This is a genomic window from Aeromicrobium piscarium (assembly GCF_007421815.1).
GTDB lineage: Bacteria > Actinomycetota > Actinomycetes > Propionibacteriales > Nocardioidaceae > Aeromicrobium > Aeromicrobium piscarium.
This window is the reverse complement of sequence record NZ_VLNT01000006.1, coordinates 107,331-125,209: the sequence shown is the minus strand read 5'-3', so window position 1 is coordinate 125,209 and position 17,879 is coordinate 107,331. Positions and strand designations below refer to the sequence as shown.

Below are 17,879 nucleotides of genomic sequence, written 5' to 3'. Positions count from 1 at the left end.
CGAAGTACCGGGTATGACGGCACATCATCTCCCGCGCGATGCGACGGTCGGCGTCATCGCGGCGACCGCCGGTATCGGCATCGGCCACCTGGTCGCGGCCCTCACGGTTCCCGCCGCGTCACCGGTCCTGGCCATCGGATCGACGGTGATCGACGCGACTCCCACTCCGGTGAAGGAATGGGCCGTCGCCACCTTCGGCACCGCCGACAAGATCATCCTCATCGGGTCGGTCGCGCTCGGCACGCTCGTGCTCGCGGCGCTCGGCGGCATCGTCGCGGCACGACGCTTCAGCATCGGTGCGCTGATTCTCATCGCTCTCGTCGCCATGGCAGGTGTCGCGGCATTCACACGTCCGGCCGCGACGGTCGCGGATCTGCTTCCCGCTCTCGCCACCGGTGTCGCGGGACTCGCGGTGCTGTGGTGGCTCCTGCGGGCGCGCCCGGCTGCGGAGACCGCGACCGGCGGTCCGACCCGCCGCCGGCTTCTGGTGGGCGGTGGGGCTGCTCTCGTCGCAGCGGCCCTCGCCGGTGCTGCCGGGGAGGCGATCATCCGCGGCGGCAGACGTCTGGGGAACATCGTGCTGCCGCGGCCCGCCGACCCCCTTCCCCCGCTCGCCGACGGGCTCGATATCGAGGGGATCAGCCCGTTCCGCACTCCGACGGGGGACTTCTATCGCGTCGATGTCAACCTGAGCGTGCCGGTGGTCGATGTCGATGACTGGACCTTGACCATCGACGGCGATGTCGCGAATCCCTACACGATCACGTGGGACGAGCTGCTCGCGATGGACATGATCGAGCGGGACATCACGATGACCTGCGTCTCGAACGAGGTCGGCGGCGGCTATGTGGGAGCGACTCGCTGGCTGGGCGTGCCGCTGGCGGATCTGTTGGAGCGTGCTCGCGTCGGTTCGGAAGCCGACCAGATCCTGAGCACCGCTGTCGACGGCTTCACCATCAGCACGCCGCTGGATGTCGCGACCGATGGCCGTGATGCGATGGTCGCGATCGCCATGGACGGCGAGCCGCTGCCGCGTGAGCACGGCTTTCCGGCGCGGCTCATCACCCCGGGACTCTACGGCTATGTCGGCGCCACGAAGTGGGTGGAGCGGCTGACCCTGACCACCTATGCCGAGGATCGGGCGTACTGGACCGAGCGCGACTGGGATATCGACGGTCCGATCAAGATCTCGACCCGCATCGACACGCCGCGGGGTCTCACGGAGCTCGATCCGGGTGATCTGGTGATCGCCGGTGTCGCCTGGGCGCAGCATCGAGGCGTCGAGGGCGTTCAGGTGCGCGTCGACGACGGCGACTGGACCGACGCCGAGCTCGGGCCGGATGCCGGCGTGGACTACTGGCGCCAGTGGTATCTGCCGTGGAAGGCGACCTCGGGTCGCCACACGGTGCAGGCGCGCTGCATCACCGATGACGGCGAGGTGCAGACGGCGGACCGCGCGAGCCCGTTCCCGAACGGGTCGAGCGGTATCCACGACATCGTGGTCCGGGTCGGCTGACGACCTCAAGGCCCTGTACCGATCCTGCTGCGGACGAAGGATGTGCTTCTGCGGTTGCTAGCGCGACCACCGAAGCACATCCTCCGTCGTCCGCGCGAGCCACCGGCCTTCGTCGGTGAGCTATCCCGCAGGAGGGCGCCTGACCCAGTGCGGGATGATCCACCGCCCCCGGCAGCGGAAATCCTGAAGACGACCCATCCGGATCGCCGCCCACGCCGAATCACCGATGAACGTCACACAGAACGTCACCGAGGAAAGGCACCACCATGAAGAGCACGATCGTTCGCCGCGCCGGCCTCGCCTCTGCGGCCCTCACCCTGACGCTCGGACTCGCCGCGTGCAGCGGGTCGGACGACTCCGACGAGCCCGCGGCATCCGAGCCCACCACCAGCGAGGAGTCCTCGGGCGCCGACGACATGGGCGATAGCGACATGGACATGATGGGCGCCTTCGGCCCCGGATGCTCCGCGATCCCATCCGACGGCGCCGGATCGCTCGAAGGCATGGCCGAGGAGCCCGTCGCCACAGCAGCCAGCAGCAACCCGCTGCTGACGACGCTCGTCTCGGCGGTCACGGAGGCCGGTCTCGTCGACACCCTGAACTCCGAGGAGTCGCTGACCGTCTTCGCCCCGACCGATGACGCCTTCGAGAAGATCCCGCAGGATCAGCTCGACGCGCTGCTCGCCGACACCGATCAGTTGACGACCGTGCTGACCCACCACGTGGTGGCCGGGGAGCTCGGTCCCGATGAGATCGCCGGCGAGCACGAGACCTTGGCGGGCGACACCATCACCGTCGAAGGCTCCGACGAGGACTTCACGGTCGGCGACGCGAGCGTGATCTGCGGCAATGTGCCCACAGCGAACGCCAAGGTGTATGTCGTCGACAGCGTGCTGATGCCCTGACCATCGGGAAGACTCAGTACCGTGACTCACCTGACACCCGTGCCCTCCGGCCCCGAGCCGGAGGGCACGGATCGGCTACCGGGGCTCCTCGCCCGCTGCGCGCGCAGTGACGAGGGAGCCTTCGCAGAGCTCTACGACCTCACCGCCTCTCGCGTCTTCGGACTCGTCCGACGTGTGGTGCGCGATCCCTCCCACGCGGAGGAGGTGACCCAGGAGGTCTACCTCGAGCTCTGGCGCCACGCGGCCCACTTCGATCCTTCACGTGCGAGCGCGATCTCCTGGATGTTCACCATCGCGCACCGCCGCGCCGTCGATCGCGTCCGCTCGGCCTCCGCAGCCAACCGCCGCGATATCGCCTACGGACATGGCCACCACGAGGTCGAGCACGATGCGACCAGCGAGCTCGTCGTGGACCGTCTCGAGGCGACCCGCGTCCGATCGGCCCTCGATCAGCTCACCACCACGCAGCGCGAGGCAGTCGATCTGGCCTTCTTCGGCGGCTACACCCACACGGAGGTCGCCGCCCTCCTGGACATCCCCCTCGGTACGGCCAAGACCCGTATCCGCGACGGTCTGATTCGACTGCGCGACGCGTTGGGAGTAGAACGATGACGATGCCCGATGACATCCACAGCCTCTCCGGGGCCTACGCGGTCGACGCGGTCGACGCGGTCGAGCGCGCCCAGTTCGAGAACCATCTCGAGCACTGCGCGGCATGCCGTGAGGAGGTCGCCTCCCTCCGAGCGGCAGCCGCCGAGCTGGGAGCGTTGACCGCCGAGGAACCGCCGCCGTCGTTGCGCGGCGACGTGCTCGACCTCGCCCGGACGATCCGCCCCGATCCGCCGCTGGTGAGCGAGCGATCGCGGCGCACACGTCGGTGGGGGTGGGTGATCGCCGCGGCCGCGGCCGTCGTCGCGGTCATCGGGGTGGGCGTCACCCAACCCTGGGACACCTCCCCCGAGCAGCTGACCGTAGCCGAACAGGTCAACCGGGCTCAGGACGCCGATCGTGTCGCGCTGTCCTTCGACGATGGCAGCGAGGCCACCGTGGTCCGCTCAGCCAGCATCGGGCGGGCCGTGATCGAGACACGCGACATGGCTCCGCCGCCCGAAGGCCACCACTATGTGGTCTGGCTCCAGAGCCCGGACGGGGAGATGCATGCCGCCGGGGTCATGCCCGATGACGAGTCCGATGCCTCGATGGTGCTCCGCGGCGACGCTACGGAGTCGGTCGGGGCGGGCATCACCGTGGAATCCGATCCCGAGGTGACGGCTCCGACGAGCGAGCCGATCGCGCTGTTCCAATTCACCTGACGACGAGCACTTGACGAGACAGGTAAGCCTGACCTAAGTTAGTCGTACTGCCGCTCGTCGGTCGACCCACGGACGGCGGCAGTCCAGGCTCATACAGTGCCGTGTGGCCTGACCCCGGGCCTCGTCCACGCCACGGCGGGGCCCGGGGTAGCCCTGACCGTCCTTCGTCGATCGAGAGCCGATGACCGCTGAGCCCGCCTCCGTCTCCCCCGCCGAGCTGTGGAACGACGACCTCGCGGTCTTCGGGTCCCTGGTCGGCGCTCTCGACGACACCGCCCTGTGCGCCACCGCCAACGCCGGCGCCGCAGTCAGCGCCCCCGGTCGCTACGCGCGGATCGGCGCGCTGGGCGGACCGTGGCCCCAACATCACGCCGGCGAGGTCGTCCTGCGCCTCTGCCCCAGCGTGCTCGACGCCTTCGCCCTCGACGAGCAGGAGCGCACCCTTCGAGTGGTCAACCACCACGGCGACGTGGTGCACCGAGTCGCCCTCGGTGGACCTGCCGCCGTCCGGCGCTCCCGCTGCGGAACCACTCTCGGCACCAGCCCCTGGTCAGCCCACGGCGACGCTCCCTGCGCCGCGGGGGCCTTGCTCGATCTCAACACCCAGGCGCATCTCGACACCCTCGTGCACGACGCCGGTGTCCAGCGCCGACGTGCGCTGGAACAGCTCGGGGGACGGAACGAGGTCTCGGCGCTGTCGGCGCCACTCGCGCTGCACGCCCTCGATCACCTCCATCGTGATCGCCTCCACGTGACACTCGCCGTGCCCACCGACGGCTGCGTGATGGCCGTCGGCGGAGCCGTCACCGGCTTGCGCGGCGCGGCAGATACCCTCTTCGTCCACCTCGAGGGCGGCACAGTCCGTATCGACACCTCCACCGTGCATGAGGGGTGGGTGGTGCGCCCACGCCACGGCTCGGCCACGCTTGAGCTGTACGACCGCACCGGCCGTTGCGTGCTCGCGATCGCGCAGCCCGGTCGTCGTGAGCCGGTCGCCGCGGCCCGTTGGGAGCATCTGACCGCGATGCTCTCCATCAGCTAGACGCTCGGCACACACGGAGGATGTGCTTCCGCGGCTGCCGGGACAACCACGGAGTCACACCCTTCGTCAGCCGCTCGCCTCAGTCGCGGTCGCGGTCGCGGGCTGGACCTGCCTGGCGTGGTACCGCCCGATCGGCAGCATCATCGGCTTGCCCGAGGTCGGATCGGCCACCACCTCGCTCTCCAGCCCGAAGACCTCCCGCACCGTCGCGGCCGTCAACACATCGGCAGGCGAACCCGCGGCGTGCAGCGCACCCCCGGCGACCGCGATGAGGTGATCGGCGTACCGAGCGGCCAGATTGAGATCGTGCAGGACCATGACGATGGTGGTGCCGCGCTGCCGATTGAGATCGGTCAGCAGATCCAGCACCTCGATCTGATGGGTCACGTCGAGGAAGGTCGTGGGCTCGTCGAGGAGCAGCAGATCCGTCTGCTGCGCGAGCGCCATCGCGATCCACACCCGCTGGCGCTGCCCTCCGGACAGCTCGTCGACCGAGCGATCGGCGAGCTCGGTGGTCCCGGTCGCCTCGAGCGCCGACAGCACCGCCGCCTCGTCCTCGCGGCTCCACCGTGCGAACACCTTCTGATGGGGATGCCGCCCACGGCCCACGAGATCGGCCACCGCGATGCCCTCAGGCGCGATGGGCGACTGCGGCAACAGCCCGAGTGTCCGCGCGACCTCCTTGGTCGGCAGCCGATGCAGGTCCTTGCCGTCCAGCACGACACGCCCGTTCCGGGGAGCGAGCAGCCTCGCCATCGCCCGCAGCAGGGTCGATTTGCCGCAGGCGTTCGCTCCGACGATCGTCGTGATCCGTCCCGTGGGGATCGTCAGATCGAGCGAGTCGACCACCACCCGATCCCCGTACCCCAGGCTCAGCTGCTCGGTATGCAGGGTATGTGCGTCGGTCATAGCGAACCTCCCGCGCGATTGGTGCGGATCAGCAGATAGACGAGATAGGGGGCGCCCAGGACGCCGGTGATGACCCCGACGGGGTAGCGCGTGCCGAAGGCGAACTGACCGAGGAGATCGGCGGTCAGCACCAGGAGGGCCCCGACCAGCGCCGCGGGCACCAGCACCGAACCCGTCGGCCCGACCAGCCGCGCGGCGATCGGTCCTGACAGGAACGCCACGAAGGCGATGGGGCCGGCGGCGGCGGTGGCGAAGGCGATCAGGCCGACCGCGGCCACGATGACCACGAGGCGGGTGCGCTCGACCCGCACGCCGAGGGCCGAGGCGGACTCGTCGCCCAGTTGGAGCAGCTCGAGCTGACGCGAGTGCGCGAGCAGGATCCCGCCCAGCACCACCACCGCGCACACCAGCGGCAGCGCTAACGACCAGCTGGCGCCGTTGATGCTCCCGGTGATCCACCGCATCGCCACCTGCAGGTCCCAGGTCGACGCCCGGATGAGGAGATAGGACACGACGCTCTGCAACATCGCGGCGATACCGATGCCGATGAGGATGAGCCGGGTCCCGACGACACCGTCTCGGAAGGACAGCACGTAGATCGCCATCGCCGTCGCGAGCGAGGCCACGATCGCCACGAAGGAGACGGCCGCGCCGGAGACCGTCAGCACCGTGATCGCGAAGACCGCCGCCGCGCTCGCCCCGTGCGAGATGCCGATGATGTCGGGGCTGGCCAACGGGTTGCGCAACATCGTCTGGAAGGTGGCACCGCCGAGGGCGAAGGCGATGCCGGTCAGGATCGCGAGGGTCGCCCGCGGGAGCCGTAGCTCGCCCACGGTGAACGAGGCGCCGGGCACGGTCTGCCCGGCGATGACCCGCGCGACATCGCCGGGAGAGTAGAAGGTCTGGCCCACCATCAACGTGACCGCGTACATGCCGATGACCGCCACGACGAGAGCCCCGATGACGGTCCGGCGTTTCGCCAGGCGCCGTGACCTGCCCGCGGCGATGGCCCCGACGCTCACAGCGCGCGCACCTTCTGCCGGCGGACGACATAGATGAAGAACGGGGCGCCGATGATCGCCGTCACGATGCCGACGTCGATCTCCGACGGGCGGGCGACGATCCGGCCGACCACGTCGGCGACCGTCAGCAGAATGGCGCCCAGCAGGCCAGCCGAGGCGAGCAGCCAGCGATGGTCCACGCCGACGAGCAGCCGGCAGACGTGCGGCACCACGAGCCCGACGAAGGCGATCGGCCCGGCCACCGCCGTCGCGGCGCCACACAGCGTCACAGCACCGAGGAAGGCGACGATCCGGGTGACCATGACCCGCTCGCCGAGCCCACGTGCGAGATCGTCGCCGAGCGCCAGTGTGTTCAGGCCGCGGACGCACACCAGGCAGAGCAGCGCACCCACGACGAGGAACGGCAGCACCTGCCCGATCCTGCTGTAGGACGCGCCGCCGACACCGCCGACCTGCCAGAACCGGAAGACGTTCATGACATCGATGCGGGGCAGCAGGATCGCGCTGATGAGCGAGGTGAACGCAGCGGTGGTCGCGGCGCCGGACAGGGCGAGCTTCAGCGGCGTCGGTCCCCCGCGGCCGAGCGAACCGATGGTGTAGACGAAGGCCGAGGCTAACGCGGCTCCCACGATGGCGACCCAGATATAGCCCGTGGCTGTGCTGAGGCCGAAGAAGGCGATGCCCGAGACGACGGCCAGCGAGGCACCCGGCGTGATGCCGAGGATCATCGGATCGGCGAGCGGATTGCGTGTCAGGCCCTGCAACACGGCTCCCGCCACGCCGAGCGAGGCTCCCACGAGCATCGCGAGCACCGTGCGGGGCACGCGTTGGCGTACCGCCGCTTCCGCGATGCCGTCCGCGCTCGTGGTGAAGGCGCTGACGATGTCCTGCCAGGCGACGATCCTGGTGCCGAAGGCGACCGACAGCGCAGCGGCCAGGACGAGCACGGCCACGCCGGCGAGCAGGACGAGCAGACGCACCGGGACCGGGCGACGCATCATCGCGTCGTCCGGTCCCGGGCGCGTCAGGAGGGTGGCGCTCACTGCGCCTTGTCGGCGGCTTCGGCCAGCAGATCGAGGTACTGGTCGAGGCCCCACGGGATAGAGAGCGCCGAGGGGTTCCCCGCCGCCGCCAGCGGCGTGTTGTCCTCGAACATGACGATGGCGTCGTTCGCGATCGCCGGGATCTGGGAGATCAGCGGATCATCGCGCAGCGTCTGACGTAGTGCCTCGTCGCCGTAGGTGATGAAGATATCGGCGTCGTCGAAGGCATCGGCCTCCTCGGCGCTCTGCGTGAGGTAGAACTCCTCACTGGAACCGGAACCCTCTTCGACGATCGACGGGGTGTCGAGACCGAGGTCGGCGAAGAACTGCGCGCGCGGGTCGTGCGTCGTGTAGTAGCCGATCTCGCTGAGGTCGGTGGGCTCGAGATAGCTGAACACGGCCGTCTTGCCGTCGAGCTGGGGGCGCTCGGCGACGCCGTCGGCGATCTGCTGCTCGAGCTCGGCGACGAGTTCCTTGCCCTCGTCCTCGCGGCCCAGCGCCTTGCTGTTCATCTCGATCGTCTCGCGCCAGCCGGTGGCCCAGGGCGTGTCGGGGTACGCGACGACGGGAGCGATCTTGCTGAGCGTCTCGTAGTCCTCCTCGGACATGCCCGAATAGGCGGCGAGGATGACGTCCGGCTGCGTGTCGGCGACGGCCTCGAAGTCGATGCCCTCGGTCTCGTCGAACAGCTCTGGCGTATCGGCGTCCAGCTCCTCGAGCCGGTCCTCGACCCAGGGCAGCACGCCGTCGCCGTCGTCATCGCCCCAGACGGCCTCGGACATGCCCACCGGGACGATGCCGAGCGCCAAGGGCACCTCGTGGTTCGACCAGGCGACAGTGGCGACCCGCTCGGGCTCGGACTCGATGGTCGTCTCGCCGAAGGCGTGCTCGATGGTGACGGGGAAGTCACCGGATCCCCCGCCTCCGGAGGTGTCGTCCTGTGAGGACTCGCCGCAGGCGGCGAGGACGAGGGCGGCCGAGAGGCCGGTGATCGCCAGAAGACGCGAAGAACGCATGAAGACTCGACTTTCAGGATGAGCAGGTAAGGCTTGCCTAGCCTAGACCGTGACCCCCCATGCAGGGCAAGACCTCCGGCGATCGGACACATCACACCCGCCACCCGGTCCCGAGAACGGCGGGCAGCCGCGCCGGACGGCACACTGGAGGGATGATCTTCATCGCCGTCAAGTTCACCGTGAAGCCCGAGTGGTCCGAGCGCTGGATCGAGCATGTCACCCCCTTCACCGAGGCCACCCGCGCCGAGCCCGGGAACCTGTGGTTCGACTGGTCTCGCAGCGTCGAGGACCCGAACGTCTTCGTCCTGCTCGAAGCCTTCGCCGACGGCGACGCCGGAAGTGAGCACGTGCAGTCCGAGCACTTCGCCCAGGCCATGCGCGATCTCCCCCCGGCCCTCGTGCGCACCCCGCAGATCATCAGCGAGCAGATCGAGGCCACCGACTGGAACCTCATGGGTGAGATGACGGTCGAGTGACCTCGCTGGCCGATCGTGCCCAGGGGCTCCTCATCGCCCAGGCGTGCGGCGACGCGCTCGGCGTCCCCTACGAGTTCGGTCCGCCCCTGCCGGAGAATGTCGTCCCGCAGATGGTCGGCGGCGGACCGGCCGAGCGGGAGCCGGGTGAGTACTCCGACGACACGGCGATGTCCGTGTGCGTCGCGGAGGCGCTGCGCGATCATCCCGGAGCCGAGGACCGCGCTCTCGATGCCGCCGCCGGCTCCTTCGTCGACTGGGTCAAGACCGCGCCCGATGCGGGCCGTCAGACCCGTCGCGTCCTCGACAGCGCATCGGCCCCCACCGCCGCCGCCGTCTACGAGGCGGCGCAGGCGACGTGGCGGGCCGAGCCCGAGGCGGCCGGCAACGGAGCGCTCATGCGGACCGCGGTCATCGCCCTCGCCCGCCCCTCCGACCGCCGGGCCGTGGCCCGGCTGGCACGCCGGTTCGCCGAATTGACCCACCCGCATCCGGACTGCGTCGAGTCGTGCGTGCTGTGGACCGAGGCGGTACGCCGGGCCCTGACCGGTGGTGGGCTCGACGTGCTCTCCGGTCTCGATCTGATCGACGAGGACCACCGGGACATCTGGCGCGATCGCCTCGATGCGGCGACAGGCGCTGACCCGCGTCGATTCGCCCCCAACGGCTACACCGTGACGGCGCTCCAGACGGCGTGGGCGGCGATCAGCTCGGCTCCCGGGGACGGCGCGGTCCAGCTGACGATCGCGCTGATGGCGGCCGTGCGCAGCGGCCACGACACCGATACCGTCGCCGCCATCACGGGCGGTCTCGTGGGCGCCCGATGGGGCGCCTCCGCCGTCCCCCGCGAATGGTCGCGACTGCTGCACGGATACGGCGGCTACGACGCCGAGAGCCTCGGCCGGCTCGCGATGTCGGTACTGCCCTAGGGGCTCAGCACATGCGCTAGCCGGAGTGCACGACCGACAGAGGCGCCGAGGAGGTCGACGAGTCTGCCGGGATCTGGCCGAGCACGGCAAAGACGGCGACGACCGCCACGACACCGACGGGGCCGAGGATGCGCTTCTTCTTGTACCAAGGGCGGTGGGTCTTCGCCTCGGCCAGCTGACGGCCGAGATCGAGCGGTGCCACATGCGTCGTCCAGGACTCACCGTCCCAGTAACGCAAGGGCGCCTCGGACCGCGGATCGGGATACCAGTCAGGGATGGTGGGCCGGGCGGATACCGGATTCGTCATACAGACTCCTCGACGAAGCTTCTCCCTCGACGGTAGCGCGCCGGAGGGTCGATCGGTCAACCCCTGGTGAGAGATACGCGACATGGCGCGCGGGACAACTGGGCGACGCTCAGGGCGGTGAGTGGTCAACCACCGCTGGTCGACAGATCACCGCCCCAGCACAGCACCGGATGACGGTGGACCACCAACCACACGACAGCGGCTGGTGGTTCAGCGGCGACCGATGCCGCGCGTGACGAGAAAACGGTGCACGCTCAACCACCGACCCCGCCGCTACCGAGTGCAGCGCCACCGGATGGTTGACAGCTCACCGCCCGAGACGGGCGTGAAAGAGCGCCGCCCTCGCCGCGTTGTCCCCCGGTGCGCCGTGGACGCCCCCGCCCGGATGCGCCGAGCTCGACGCCAGGTAGAGCCCACGCACGAAGGTCTCGGGCCTGGCCAGACCGGGGATCGGCCGGAAGACGAGCTGTTGATGCAGCTGCTGGGTGCCGCCGCCGATCGCTCCCCCGACGAGATTGGCATCGCGTGCCTCGAGTTCGCGCGGGCCGAGGACGCGCCGCGCCAGGACCCGTGTGCCGAAGCCGGGTGCCCGGGCCTCGATCCGCGCTTGCATCCGGTCAGCGAACCGTTCGAGCTCGTCGTGGTCCCACCGTCCGGTCAGCTCGCCGGCCGCGTCCTCGTGCACCCGCTGCGGCACGTGCGTGTAGGCCCACATGGACTCGGTGCCCCGGGGTGAGCGGTCGGGGTCGGTGGTCGACATCTGACCGGCAAGCAGGAACGGGGACGCCGGCAGCACCCCCGCGGCGACCTGGGCGACCGAGGCGGTCATCTCCCCGGCGGAGTCGGCGACGTGCACCGTGCCCGGCGCCTCTGCCGGCATCGTGCTCCACGGCACGCCCCGGTCGAGGGCCCAGTCCACCTTGACCGTGCCCGGGTCCCACTGGAAGGTGGCCATGGCCCGGCGCACGCGCGGCGGCAGCGAGGAGGGCGGGAGCAGCCGGTCGTAGAGGGCGGGAGCGCTGACATCGGCCAGCACCCGGCGGGCGGCGATCCTGCTCCCATCGGCCAATCGCACGCCCGCGACCCGCCGCCCCTGCAGCTCGACGGCGGCCACGGCCGTCCCACGAACGATACGGCCGCCCGACGCCTCGAACCTGCGCGCCAGCGCCCGCGTCAGCTCTCCGGCGCCGCCGGACGGCACGGGGTAGCCCACCGTCTGACCCAGCATCGTCATCAGGACACCCATGAGACCCGAGCCCGGGGCGTCCAGCGGGATATCGGCGTGCGCGGCGTTGCCCGCCAGGACGGCAGCCGGGCCGCGTCCGCCGAAACAGGTCCGGGCGAGCTGCGTCACCGGCATCGCCAGCAGTCGCACCGACTCCACGCCCCCGGCTCGCGGCAGCCGGCGCAGGAGACCGAGTCCGTTCCGTACCGGCGGGAAGGAGGTGAACAGCGTGCCGATCAGGTCATCACCCACCCGGTCCCAGAGATCGCACAGCCGGAGCCAGGCGTCGCCGTCGCCACGGTGCTCGTCGTCGAAGCGCTGCGCGGTCGCCTCCCGATCGCGTACCTGCGTCGCCCAGCGTCCGTCGTCGAAACAGTGCCCGAGAACCGCCGGCGCATGTCTCCAGCGCAGACCCCAGCGCTCGAGCTCGAGGGCGCGCATGACCGGCGAGGCCGCCGCGAGCGGATAGAAGGAGCTGAAGGTGTCGTGGACGAAGCCCGGATGCACCGCGCTGTCGTGGCGCACCGCGCCCCCGATCTCGGGCTGCTGCTCGATCACCAGCACCGACCAGCCGGCATCGGCCAGCCGGTTCGCTGCCACCAGCCCATTGGGCCCGGCACCCACCACGATCGCGTCGTCCATGACCCCAGTCCACCAGATTCGGCCCTCCGAGCCCGGTTCTTGCCGGGTTCGGGCCCTCGACACGCCGCTACGAGGGGCCAGAACCCGGCGAAAGGCGGCCTGAGGCGATGATCAGCCGAGGACGCCGTCGACCAGCGCCTGCGCCTCCTGCTGCACCTGGGCGAGGTGCTCGGCGCCGCGGAAGGACTCGGCGTAGATCTTGTAGACGTCCTCGGTCCCCGACGGCCGCGCGGCGAACCACGCCGAATCCGTGGTCACCTTGACGCCGCCGATCGCCGCGCCGTTGCCGGGCGCCTCGGTGAGCACGCCGGTGATCCTCTCCCCCGCCAGCTCGGTGGCCGTCACATCCGAGGCGGCGAGGCGGCCGAGCCGCGCCTTCTGCTCCCGGGAGGCCGGGGCGTCGAGCCGGGCATAGGCCGGGTCGCCATGGCGGCGCGTCAGCTCCGCGTAATGCTCGCTGGGCGTGCGACCGGTGACCGCGAGGATCTCCGCGGCCAGCAGGCAGGCGATGATGCCGTCCTTGTCGGTCGTCCACACGCTGCCGTCGCGACGGAGGAACGAAGCGCCGGCGGACTCCTCGCCCCCGAAGCCGAGGCTGCCGTCGACCAAGCCGTCGACGAACCACTTGAACCCGACCGGCACCTCCTCGACCCGTCGGCCGACCGCCGTGGCGACCCGGTCGATCATCGACGAGGACACGAGGGTCTTGCCGATCGCGGTGCCCCCGGGCCATCCGGGACGGGCGCCCCCGAACAGGTACTCGATCGCGACGGCCAGGTAGTGGTTGGGATTCATCAGCCCGGCATCGGGGGTCACGATGCCGTGCCGGTCGGCATCGGCGTCGTTGCCGGTGGCCAGGTCGAAGCTGTCGCGCTGCCGCACGAGCGAGGCCATCGCGGCGGGACTGGAGCAGTCCATGCGGATCTTGCCGTCGCGGTCGAGGGTCATGAATCCGAACGTGCCGTCGACCCGGGGGTTGACGACCTCGAGTCGTAGTCCGTGCGTCTCGGCGATGCGCTGCCAGTAGGCCACGCTCGCGCCCCCGAGCGGATCGGCGCCGATATGCACATCGGCTCGGGCGATGGCCTCCAGATCGATCACCGAGGGGAGGTCGTCGACATAGGTGCCGAGGAAGTCATAGCTCTCGCAGGCGGCCCGTGCCGCCTCGAAGGGCACGCGCCGCACCCCGGTGAGGTCTCCGGCGACGAGCTCGTTGGCCCGACGGGCGATCCATCCCGTCGCGTCCGACCCGGCCGGGCCACCGTGTGGCGGGTTGTACTTGAAGCCTCCGTCGCGGGGCGGGTTGTGCGACGGCGTCACCACGATGCCGTCGGCGGTGCCGCCTCCCCGGTTGGCGCGCAGGATGGCGTGGGACACCGCGGGCGTCGGCGTGTAGCCGTCCTCGGCGTCGACGAGCACCGTGACGTCATTGGCCACCAGGACCTCGATCGCCGTCGTCCACGCGGGCTCGGACAAAGCGTGGGTGTCGCGCCCGAGGAAGAGCGGCCCGTCGTATCCCTGCTGTGCCCGGTACTCGCAGATCGCCTGGGTGATCGCCGCGATGTGCGCGTCGTTGAAGGCGCTGTCGAGGCTGCTGCCACGATGCCCGCTGGTGCCGAACACCACCTGCTGTGCCGGGTCATCCGGATCGGGGCGTCGCGTGTAGTAGGCGGTCACCAGATGCGACAGATCGATGAGGTCCTCGGGGCGGGCGGGCTGTCCGGCCCGAGGGTGCGTGGCGCTCATGCCTCTATCGTGTCATTTCGTGGCCACCCCGGCAGCAGCCCGTGGACCCGATCCCCTCGCCCGGTGGCGGTAGCGTCCCGTGCGGCGGTGGCGGTACGTCCTCAACCCCACCAGGCACGAATAACGTTGACCAGCTACCGCCACCCAGAGGGAAAGGTTGATGACCTACCTCCCTACCCGAGGGAAGGGTTGACCAGCTACCGCCACGGGTGGGGGTTATCTCGGGATGTTGCGCAGGTTGCTGCGGGCGAGGTCGATCATCCGGCCCACTCCCCCGTCCAGCACGGTCCGCGTCGCGGCGAGGGCGAAGCCCTTGACCTGACCGCCGGTGATCGACGGTGGCAGCGACAGAGCGTTGGGGTCGGTGCGGATATCGACGAGACTCGGACCATCGTGGGCGAAGGCGTCGGTGAGCGCGCCACGGACCTCGTCGGGCTTCTCGACCGTCCAGGACGCGATCCCGGCACCCTTAGCGATCGTGGCGAAATCCGGCGAGGGGTGATCGGTGCCGAAATACGGATAACCAGCCACGAGCATCTCCAGGCGCACCATGCCGAGGGAACCGTTGTTGAAGAGCACGACCTTCACCGGCAGATCGTGTTCGCGCGCGGTCAGCAGCTCGCCCAACAGCATCGACAGACCGCCGTCACCCGACATCGACACGACCTGCCGGTCCGGGTAGGCGGTCTGGGCCCCGATGGCGTGCGGCAGCGCATTGGCCATGGTGCCGTGACGGAACGAGCCGATGACCCGTCGACGGCCGTTGGGCGTGATGTACCGCGCCGCCCACACATTGCACATGCCGGTGTCGACGGTGAAGATCGCGTCATCGGCCGCGACCTCGTCGAGCACGGAGGCGACGTACTCGGGGTGGATCGGCACGAGCTTCTCGGCCTTCTTCGTGTAGGCGTCGACCACGCGGGTCAGCGCCTTCTCGTGTCGTCGCAGCATGTCGTCGAGGAAGCTCTCATCACTCTTGGGCGTGATCTTGCCCATCACCGCACGCAACGTCTCCCCCACGTCGCCGACGATCCCGAGCTCCAGCACGCTGCGGCGGCCGAGGCGTTCGGGGGCGATGTCGATCTGCACGGTGTTCTTCTGCGGCAGGAAGTCGTCATAGGGGAAATCCGTGCCCAACAGCAGAACGAGGTCCGCCTCGTGCAGCGCCTCATGGCAGGCCCCGTAACCGAGCAGCCCGCTCATGCCGACATCGAAGGGATTGTCGTACTGGATCCACTCCTTGCCGGCGAGGGAGTGACCGATCGGTGCCTTGACGAGTTCGGCGAAGGACACGACAGTGTCACGGCTACCGGCGACACCGGCACCGGCGAAGATGGCGATCTTCTCGGCCTCGTCGATCAGATCGGCGAGGCGATCGACCCGAGCGGGATCAGGCAGTACGGTCGACGGCGGGACGGGGTCGTCGCTGATCGCCGTCGGATGCGCGGCGTCCTGTGAACTCACATCGCCCGGCAGCACCAGCACCGCGACCCCGCGCTGCCCCACCGCCGCCTGCATAGCGATCCGCAGACCGCGGGGCATCTGCTCGGGGCCGTTGATCATCTCGCACCAGTGGCTGCACTCGACGAAGAGGCGCTCGGGGTGGGTCTCCTGGAAGTAGCTGGTCCCGATCTGGGCGGACGGGATGTGCGAGGCGAGCGCCAGCACCGGCGCACCGGTGCGATGTGCGTCGAACAGCCCCTGGATGAGGTGGGTGTTGCCCGGCCCGCAGGACCCGGCGCAGACGGCCAGGCGTCCAGTGAGCTGTGCTTCGGCTGCGGCTGCGAAGGCCGCCGCCTCCTCGTTGTGGCAGTGCACCCACTCCATGTCCTCGTGATCGCGGATGGCATCCGTGATCGGGTTGAGGCTGTCCCCGACGAGTCCGTAGATGTGTCGGACCCCCGCGGCGTACAGGGTGTCGATGAGTTGTTCGGCCACGGTCGGCATGGAGACTCCCTTCGAGAGGTTCTGCTCTCAGTCCATCACCGACCCCGCCCCGGCGCAGGCCGAGGGCATGTCCGATAGATCACGGAGCCGGCCGATGTTCAGCGCAGGTCGGTGAGGGTCGATCGGTCGATCCTCGTGCCGATCATCGACCGCAGCGTGTCGTTGACGTCCCAGATGCCGACATTCATCGCGGCGGTCAGCCGGTCGTCGGCGTCGAGCCAGTAGGCGATGAACTCCTGGGCGTCGAGGTCGCCGCGGATCTCGACCTGGTCCTCGGGTGAGCCGTGGCCGACGTACTCCATCGAGAACTCGAACTGATCGGTGAAGAAGTACGGCGCCCAGTCGTAGACCGCCGACCCGCCGAGGACGGTCTTGCCGACCAGTTCGCCCTGGCGCTGCGCATTGTCCCAGTGCTCCACCCGCAGCCGCGTCCCCAGCAGCGTGTTGTGGGCATTGGCGAGATCACCGATCGCGAAGACCCGAGCATCGCTGGTCCGCAGCCGCTCATCCGCCAGCACACCGTCGTCGACGCGCAGGCCCGCGCCCTCCGCCAGGCCGGTATTCGGCACGGCACCGGCGGCGACCACGACGATGTCAGCCGGGATCGTCTCATCTGCCGTCCGCACGCCGCGGGTCCGGCCGCCGTCGTACAGCACCTCCTCGACCTCGGTCCGGGTCCGCAGGCCCACCCCGTGTGAGAGGTGCAGCTCGCTCACATGCCGCGCCAGCCGCTCTCCCAGCGCGTGCTGCAATGGCAGCTCCCCCGCCTCGACCACGGTGACATCGAGACCGGCACCCCGTGCGGCGGCGGCGACCTCCAAGCCGATCCACCCACCGCCGATCGTCACCAGGCTTCGGGCGTCCTCGAACGAGCGCTTGACCCGTTCGGCGTCCTCGATGGTCCGCAGATAGTGGGCTCGCTCGCTCCCTGGGATGTCGAGCACTCGCGGCGTGGCTCCTGTGGCCAGCACGAGGGCGTCGAAGCCGAGCGTCTCACCGGTGTCGAGCCCGATGCGCGAGGCCTCGAGGTCGAGGCGGCGTGCGGGCGCGCCGCTGCGCAGTCGTACGTCGTGCTCGACGAACCAGTCGGCGCCGAACACGAAGGCGTTGTCGATCGCGCTCTGACCGGTGAGGAACTCCTTGGACAACGGCGGCCGCTCGTAGGGACGATGACGCTCCTCGCCGACCATCGTCAGTTCCCCGACGAAGCCCTCCTCGCGCAACGACTCCGCGGCCTTGGCTGCCGACAATCCCGCACCGATGATGACGATCTCGTCCATGTCCTCCATGCTCACCCGCTCGGCCCGGCGCGCAAGCCGAGCGGCCTCACTCTCGATGCGAGCGTCTGGTGAGCATCGGCATCGCCCACCACAGGACGAGGGCGAGCAGGCCCATCAATCCGGCGACCACGAAGGCTTCGGCCGTCCCCAGCACCACGTCGACGACGAGCCACGCGGCACCCACGTTGGCGACGGCGAGCAGTCCCAACCCGACGAGCGAGAGCCGGTTCGCCGCGGCCACGAGCCATGGCCGTTCGCCGCGGTGGAAGAGCCGGCGGTGCAGTGCGACCGGCGTCATCAGCAGCAGCATCGAGGTCATCGCCGAGACCAGCACCCCGACGTAGACGATCCGACGCTCGTGGGTCAGCGTCTCGAAGGCTGCCGAGAACGGCACCGTCAGCAGGAACGCGGTGAGGATCTGCACACCGGTCTGCGCGACGCGCAGCTCCTGCAGCAGCTCGTTCCAGTTTCGGTCCAGGAGCGCGCCTCTGGGGGTTCCTGGAGCGGTCGAACCCGACATCCTTCCATGCTCGCGTCAGCGAGACGAGCCGCAAGCCGAGCGGC

General features: G+C 69.8%; 17 protein-coding genes. 7 read left to right on the top strand and 10 right to left on the bottom strand.

All coding sequences use genetic code 11. From position 1 onward, the window contains the following. The first annotated feature begins 13 nt into the window (after nucleotides 1-13). The 5 genes from FNM00_RS09550 to FNM00_RS09530 all read left to right on the top strand — a co-directional run bounded on the left by FNM00_RS09550 (nucleotide 14) and on the right by FNM00_RS09530 (nucleotide 4,776). Nucleotides 14-1,516, top strand: a complete 1,503-nt coding sequence (locus tag FNM00_RS09550; protein ID WP_143913209.1) for a molybdopterin-dependent oxidoreductase — start codon at nucleotides 14-16, stop codon at nucleotides 1,514-1,516. Nucleotides 1,517-1,782: 266 nt separating this feature from the next. Next, nucleotides 1,783-2,421, top strand: a complete 639-nt coding sequence (locus tag FNM00_RS09545; protein ID WP_143913208.1) for a fasciclin domain-containing protein — start codon at nucleotides 1,783-1,785, stop codon at nucleotides 2,419-2,421. 21 nt (nucleotides 2,422-2,442) lie between these two features. Then, nucleotides 2,443-3,033 carry an ECF RNA polymerase sigma factor SigK gene (sigK, locus tag FNM00_RS09540; protein ID WP_143913207.1) on the top strand — a complete coding sequence of 197 codons (591 nt, stop codon included), beginning with the start codon at nucleotides 2,443-2,445 and terminating at the stop codon, nucleotides 3,031-3,033. Continuing rightward, nucleotides 3,030-3,734, top strand: a complete 705-nt coding sequence (locus FNM00_RS09535; protein WP_221933660.1) for an anti-sigma factor — start codon at nucleotides 3,030-3,032, stop codon at nucleotides 3,732-3,734. Before sigK ends, FNM00_RS09535 begins: the two co-directional genes overlap by 4 nt. A 181-nt stretch (nucleotides 3,735-3,915) precedes the next feature. After that, a complete protein-coding gene (locus FNM00_RS09530) occupies nucleotides 3,916-4,776 on the top strand; it encodes a ChuX/HutX family heme-like substrate-binding protein (RefSeq protein ID WP_143913206.1) in 861 nt (286 codons plus the stop codon). A 66-nt stretch (nucleotides 4,777-4,842) separates the two neighbouring features. Here the strand turns inward: FNM00_RS09530 and FNM00_RS09525 are convergent, their stop codons facing one another. From FNM00_RS09525 to FNM00_RS09510, 4 genes are read right to left on the bottom strand one after another with little or no spacing between them, the layout of a single operon-like run. Then, complete coding sequence (locus FNM00_RS09525) at nucleotides 4,843-5,685, bottom strand: ABC transporter ATP-binding protein (RefSeq protein ID WP_143913205.1); 843 nt, start codon at nucleotides 5,683-5,685, stop codon at nucleotides 4,843-4,845. Continuing rightward, entirely contained in the window at nucleotides 5,682-6,707 is a 1,026-nt protein-coding gene (locus FNM00_RS09520; protein WP_246065138.1) for a FecCD family ABC transporter permease, read from the bottom strand. Before FNM00_RS09520 ends, FNM00_RS09525 begins: the two co-directional genes overlap by 4 nt. Continuing rightward, nucleotides 6,704-7,750, bottom strand: a complete 1,047-nt coding sequence (locus FNM00_RS09515) for a FecCD family ABC transporter permease (RefSeq protein ID WP_246065137.1) — start codon at nucleotides 7,748-7,750, stop codon at nucleotides 6,704-6,706. Before FNM00_RS09515 ends, FNM00_RS09520 begins: the two co-directional genes overlap by 4 nt. Next, nucleotides 7,747-8,766: an iron-siderophore ABC transporter substrate-binding protein gene (locus tag FNM00_RS09510; protein ID WP_143913204.1), complete on the bottom strand. Its 1,020-nt coding sequence runs from the start codon at nucleotides 8,764-8,766 to the stop codon at nucleotides 7,747-7,749. Before FNM00_RS09510 ends, FNM00_RS09515 begins: the two co-directional genes overlap by 4 nt. A 152-nt stretch (nucleotides 8,767-8,918) precedes the next feature. Here FNM00_RS09510 and FNM00_RS09505 point away from each other — a divergent pair, with 152 nt between their 5' ends. Next, complete coding sequence (locus FNM00_RS09505) at nucleotides 8,919-9,242, top strand: putative quinol monooxygenase (protein WP_143913203.1); 324 nt, start codon at nucleotides 8,919-8,921, stop codon at nucleotides 9,240-9,242. Continuing rightward, complete coding sequence (locus tag FNM00_RS09500; protein WP_143913202.1) at nucleotides 9,239-10,168, top strand: ADP-ribosylglycohydrolase family protein; 930 nt, start codon at nucleotides 9,239-9,241, stop codon at nucleotides 10,166-10,168. Before FNM00_RS09505 ends, FNM00_RS09500 begins: the two co-directional genes overlap by 4 nt. A gap of 16 nt (nucleotides 10,169-10,184) precedes the next feature. On the opposite strand, the gene FNM00_RS09495 is transcribed toward FNM00_RS09500, so the two are convergent. The 6 genes from FNM00_RS09495 to FNM00_RS09470 all read right to left on the bottom strand — a co-directional run bounded on the left by FNM00_RS09495 (nucleotide 10,185) and on the right by FNM00_RS09470 (nucleotide 17,835). After that, the gene (locus FNM00_RS09495) at nucleotides 10,185-10,475 is read right to left on the bottom strand and encodes a DUF2510 domain-containing protein (protein WP_185973076.1); all 291 of its coding nucleotides are present in this window, start codon (nucleotides 10,473-10,475) and stop codon (nucleotides 10,185-10,187) included. Nucleotides 10,476-10,782: 307 nt separating this feature from the next. Further along, nucleotides 10,783-12,342, bottom strand: a complete 1,560-nt coding sequence (locus FNM00_RS09490; protein ID WP_143913200.1) for a phytoene desaturase family protein — start codon at nucleotides 12,340-12,342, stop codon at nucleotides 10,783-10,785. Between the two features lie 111 nt (nucleotides 12,343-12,453). Continuing rightward, nucleotides 12,454-14,088, bottom strand: coding sequence for a phosphoglucomutase (alpha-D-glucose-1,6-bisphosphate-dependent) (pgm, locus tag FNM00_RS09485; RefSeq protein WP_143913199.1), 1,635 nt, complete (start codon nucleotides 14,086-14,088; stop codon nucleotides 12,454-12,456). 216 nt (nucleotides 14,089-14,304) lie between these two features. Further along, the gene (locus tag FNM00_RS09480) at nucleotides 14,305-16,035 is read right to left on the bottom strand and encodes a pyruvate dehydrogenase (protein ID WP_143913198.1); all 1,731 of its coding nucleotides are present in this window, start codon (nucleotides 16,033-16,035) and stop codon (nucleotides 14,305-14,307) included. A 98-nt stretch (nucleotides 16,036-16,133) separates the two neighbouring features. Further along, nucleotides 16,134-17,315, bottom strand: a complete 1,182-nt coding sequence (locus tag FNM00_RS09475; protein WP_143913197.1) for an NAD(P)/FAD-dependent oxidoreductase — start codon at nucleotides 17,313-17,315, stop codon at nucleotides 16,134-16,136. A 46-nt stretch (nucleotides 17,316-17,361) separates the two neighbouring features. Then, complete coding sequence (locus tag FNM00_RS09470) at nucleotides 17,362-17,835, bottom strand: DUF6328 family protein (protein ID WP_143913196.1); 474 nt, start codon at nucleotides 17,833-17,835, stop codon at nucleotides 17,362-17,364. Nucleotides 17,836-17,879: the final 44 nt, after the last annotated feature.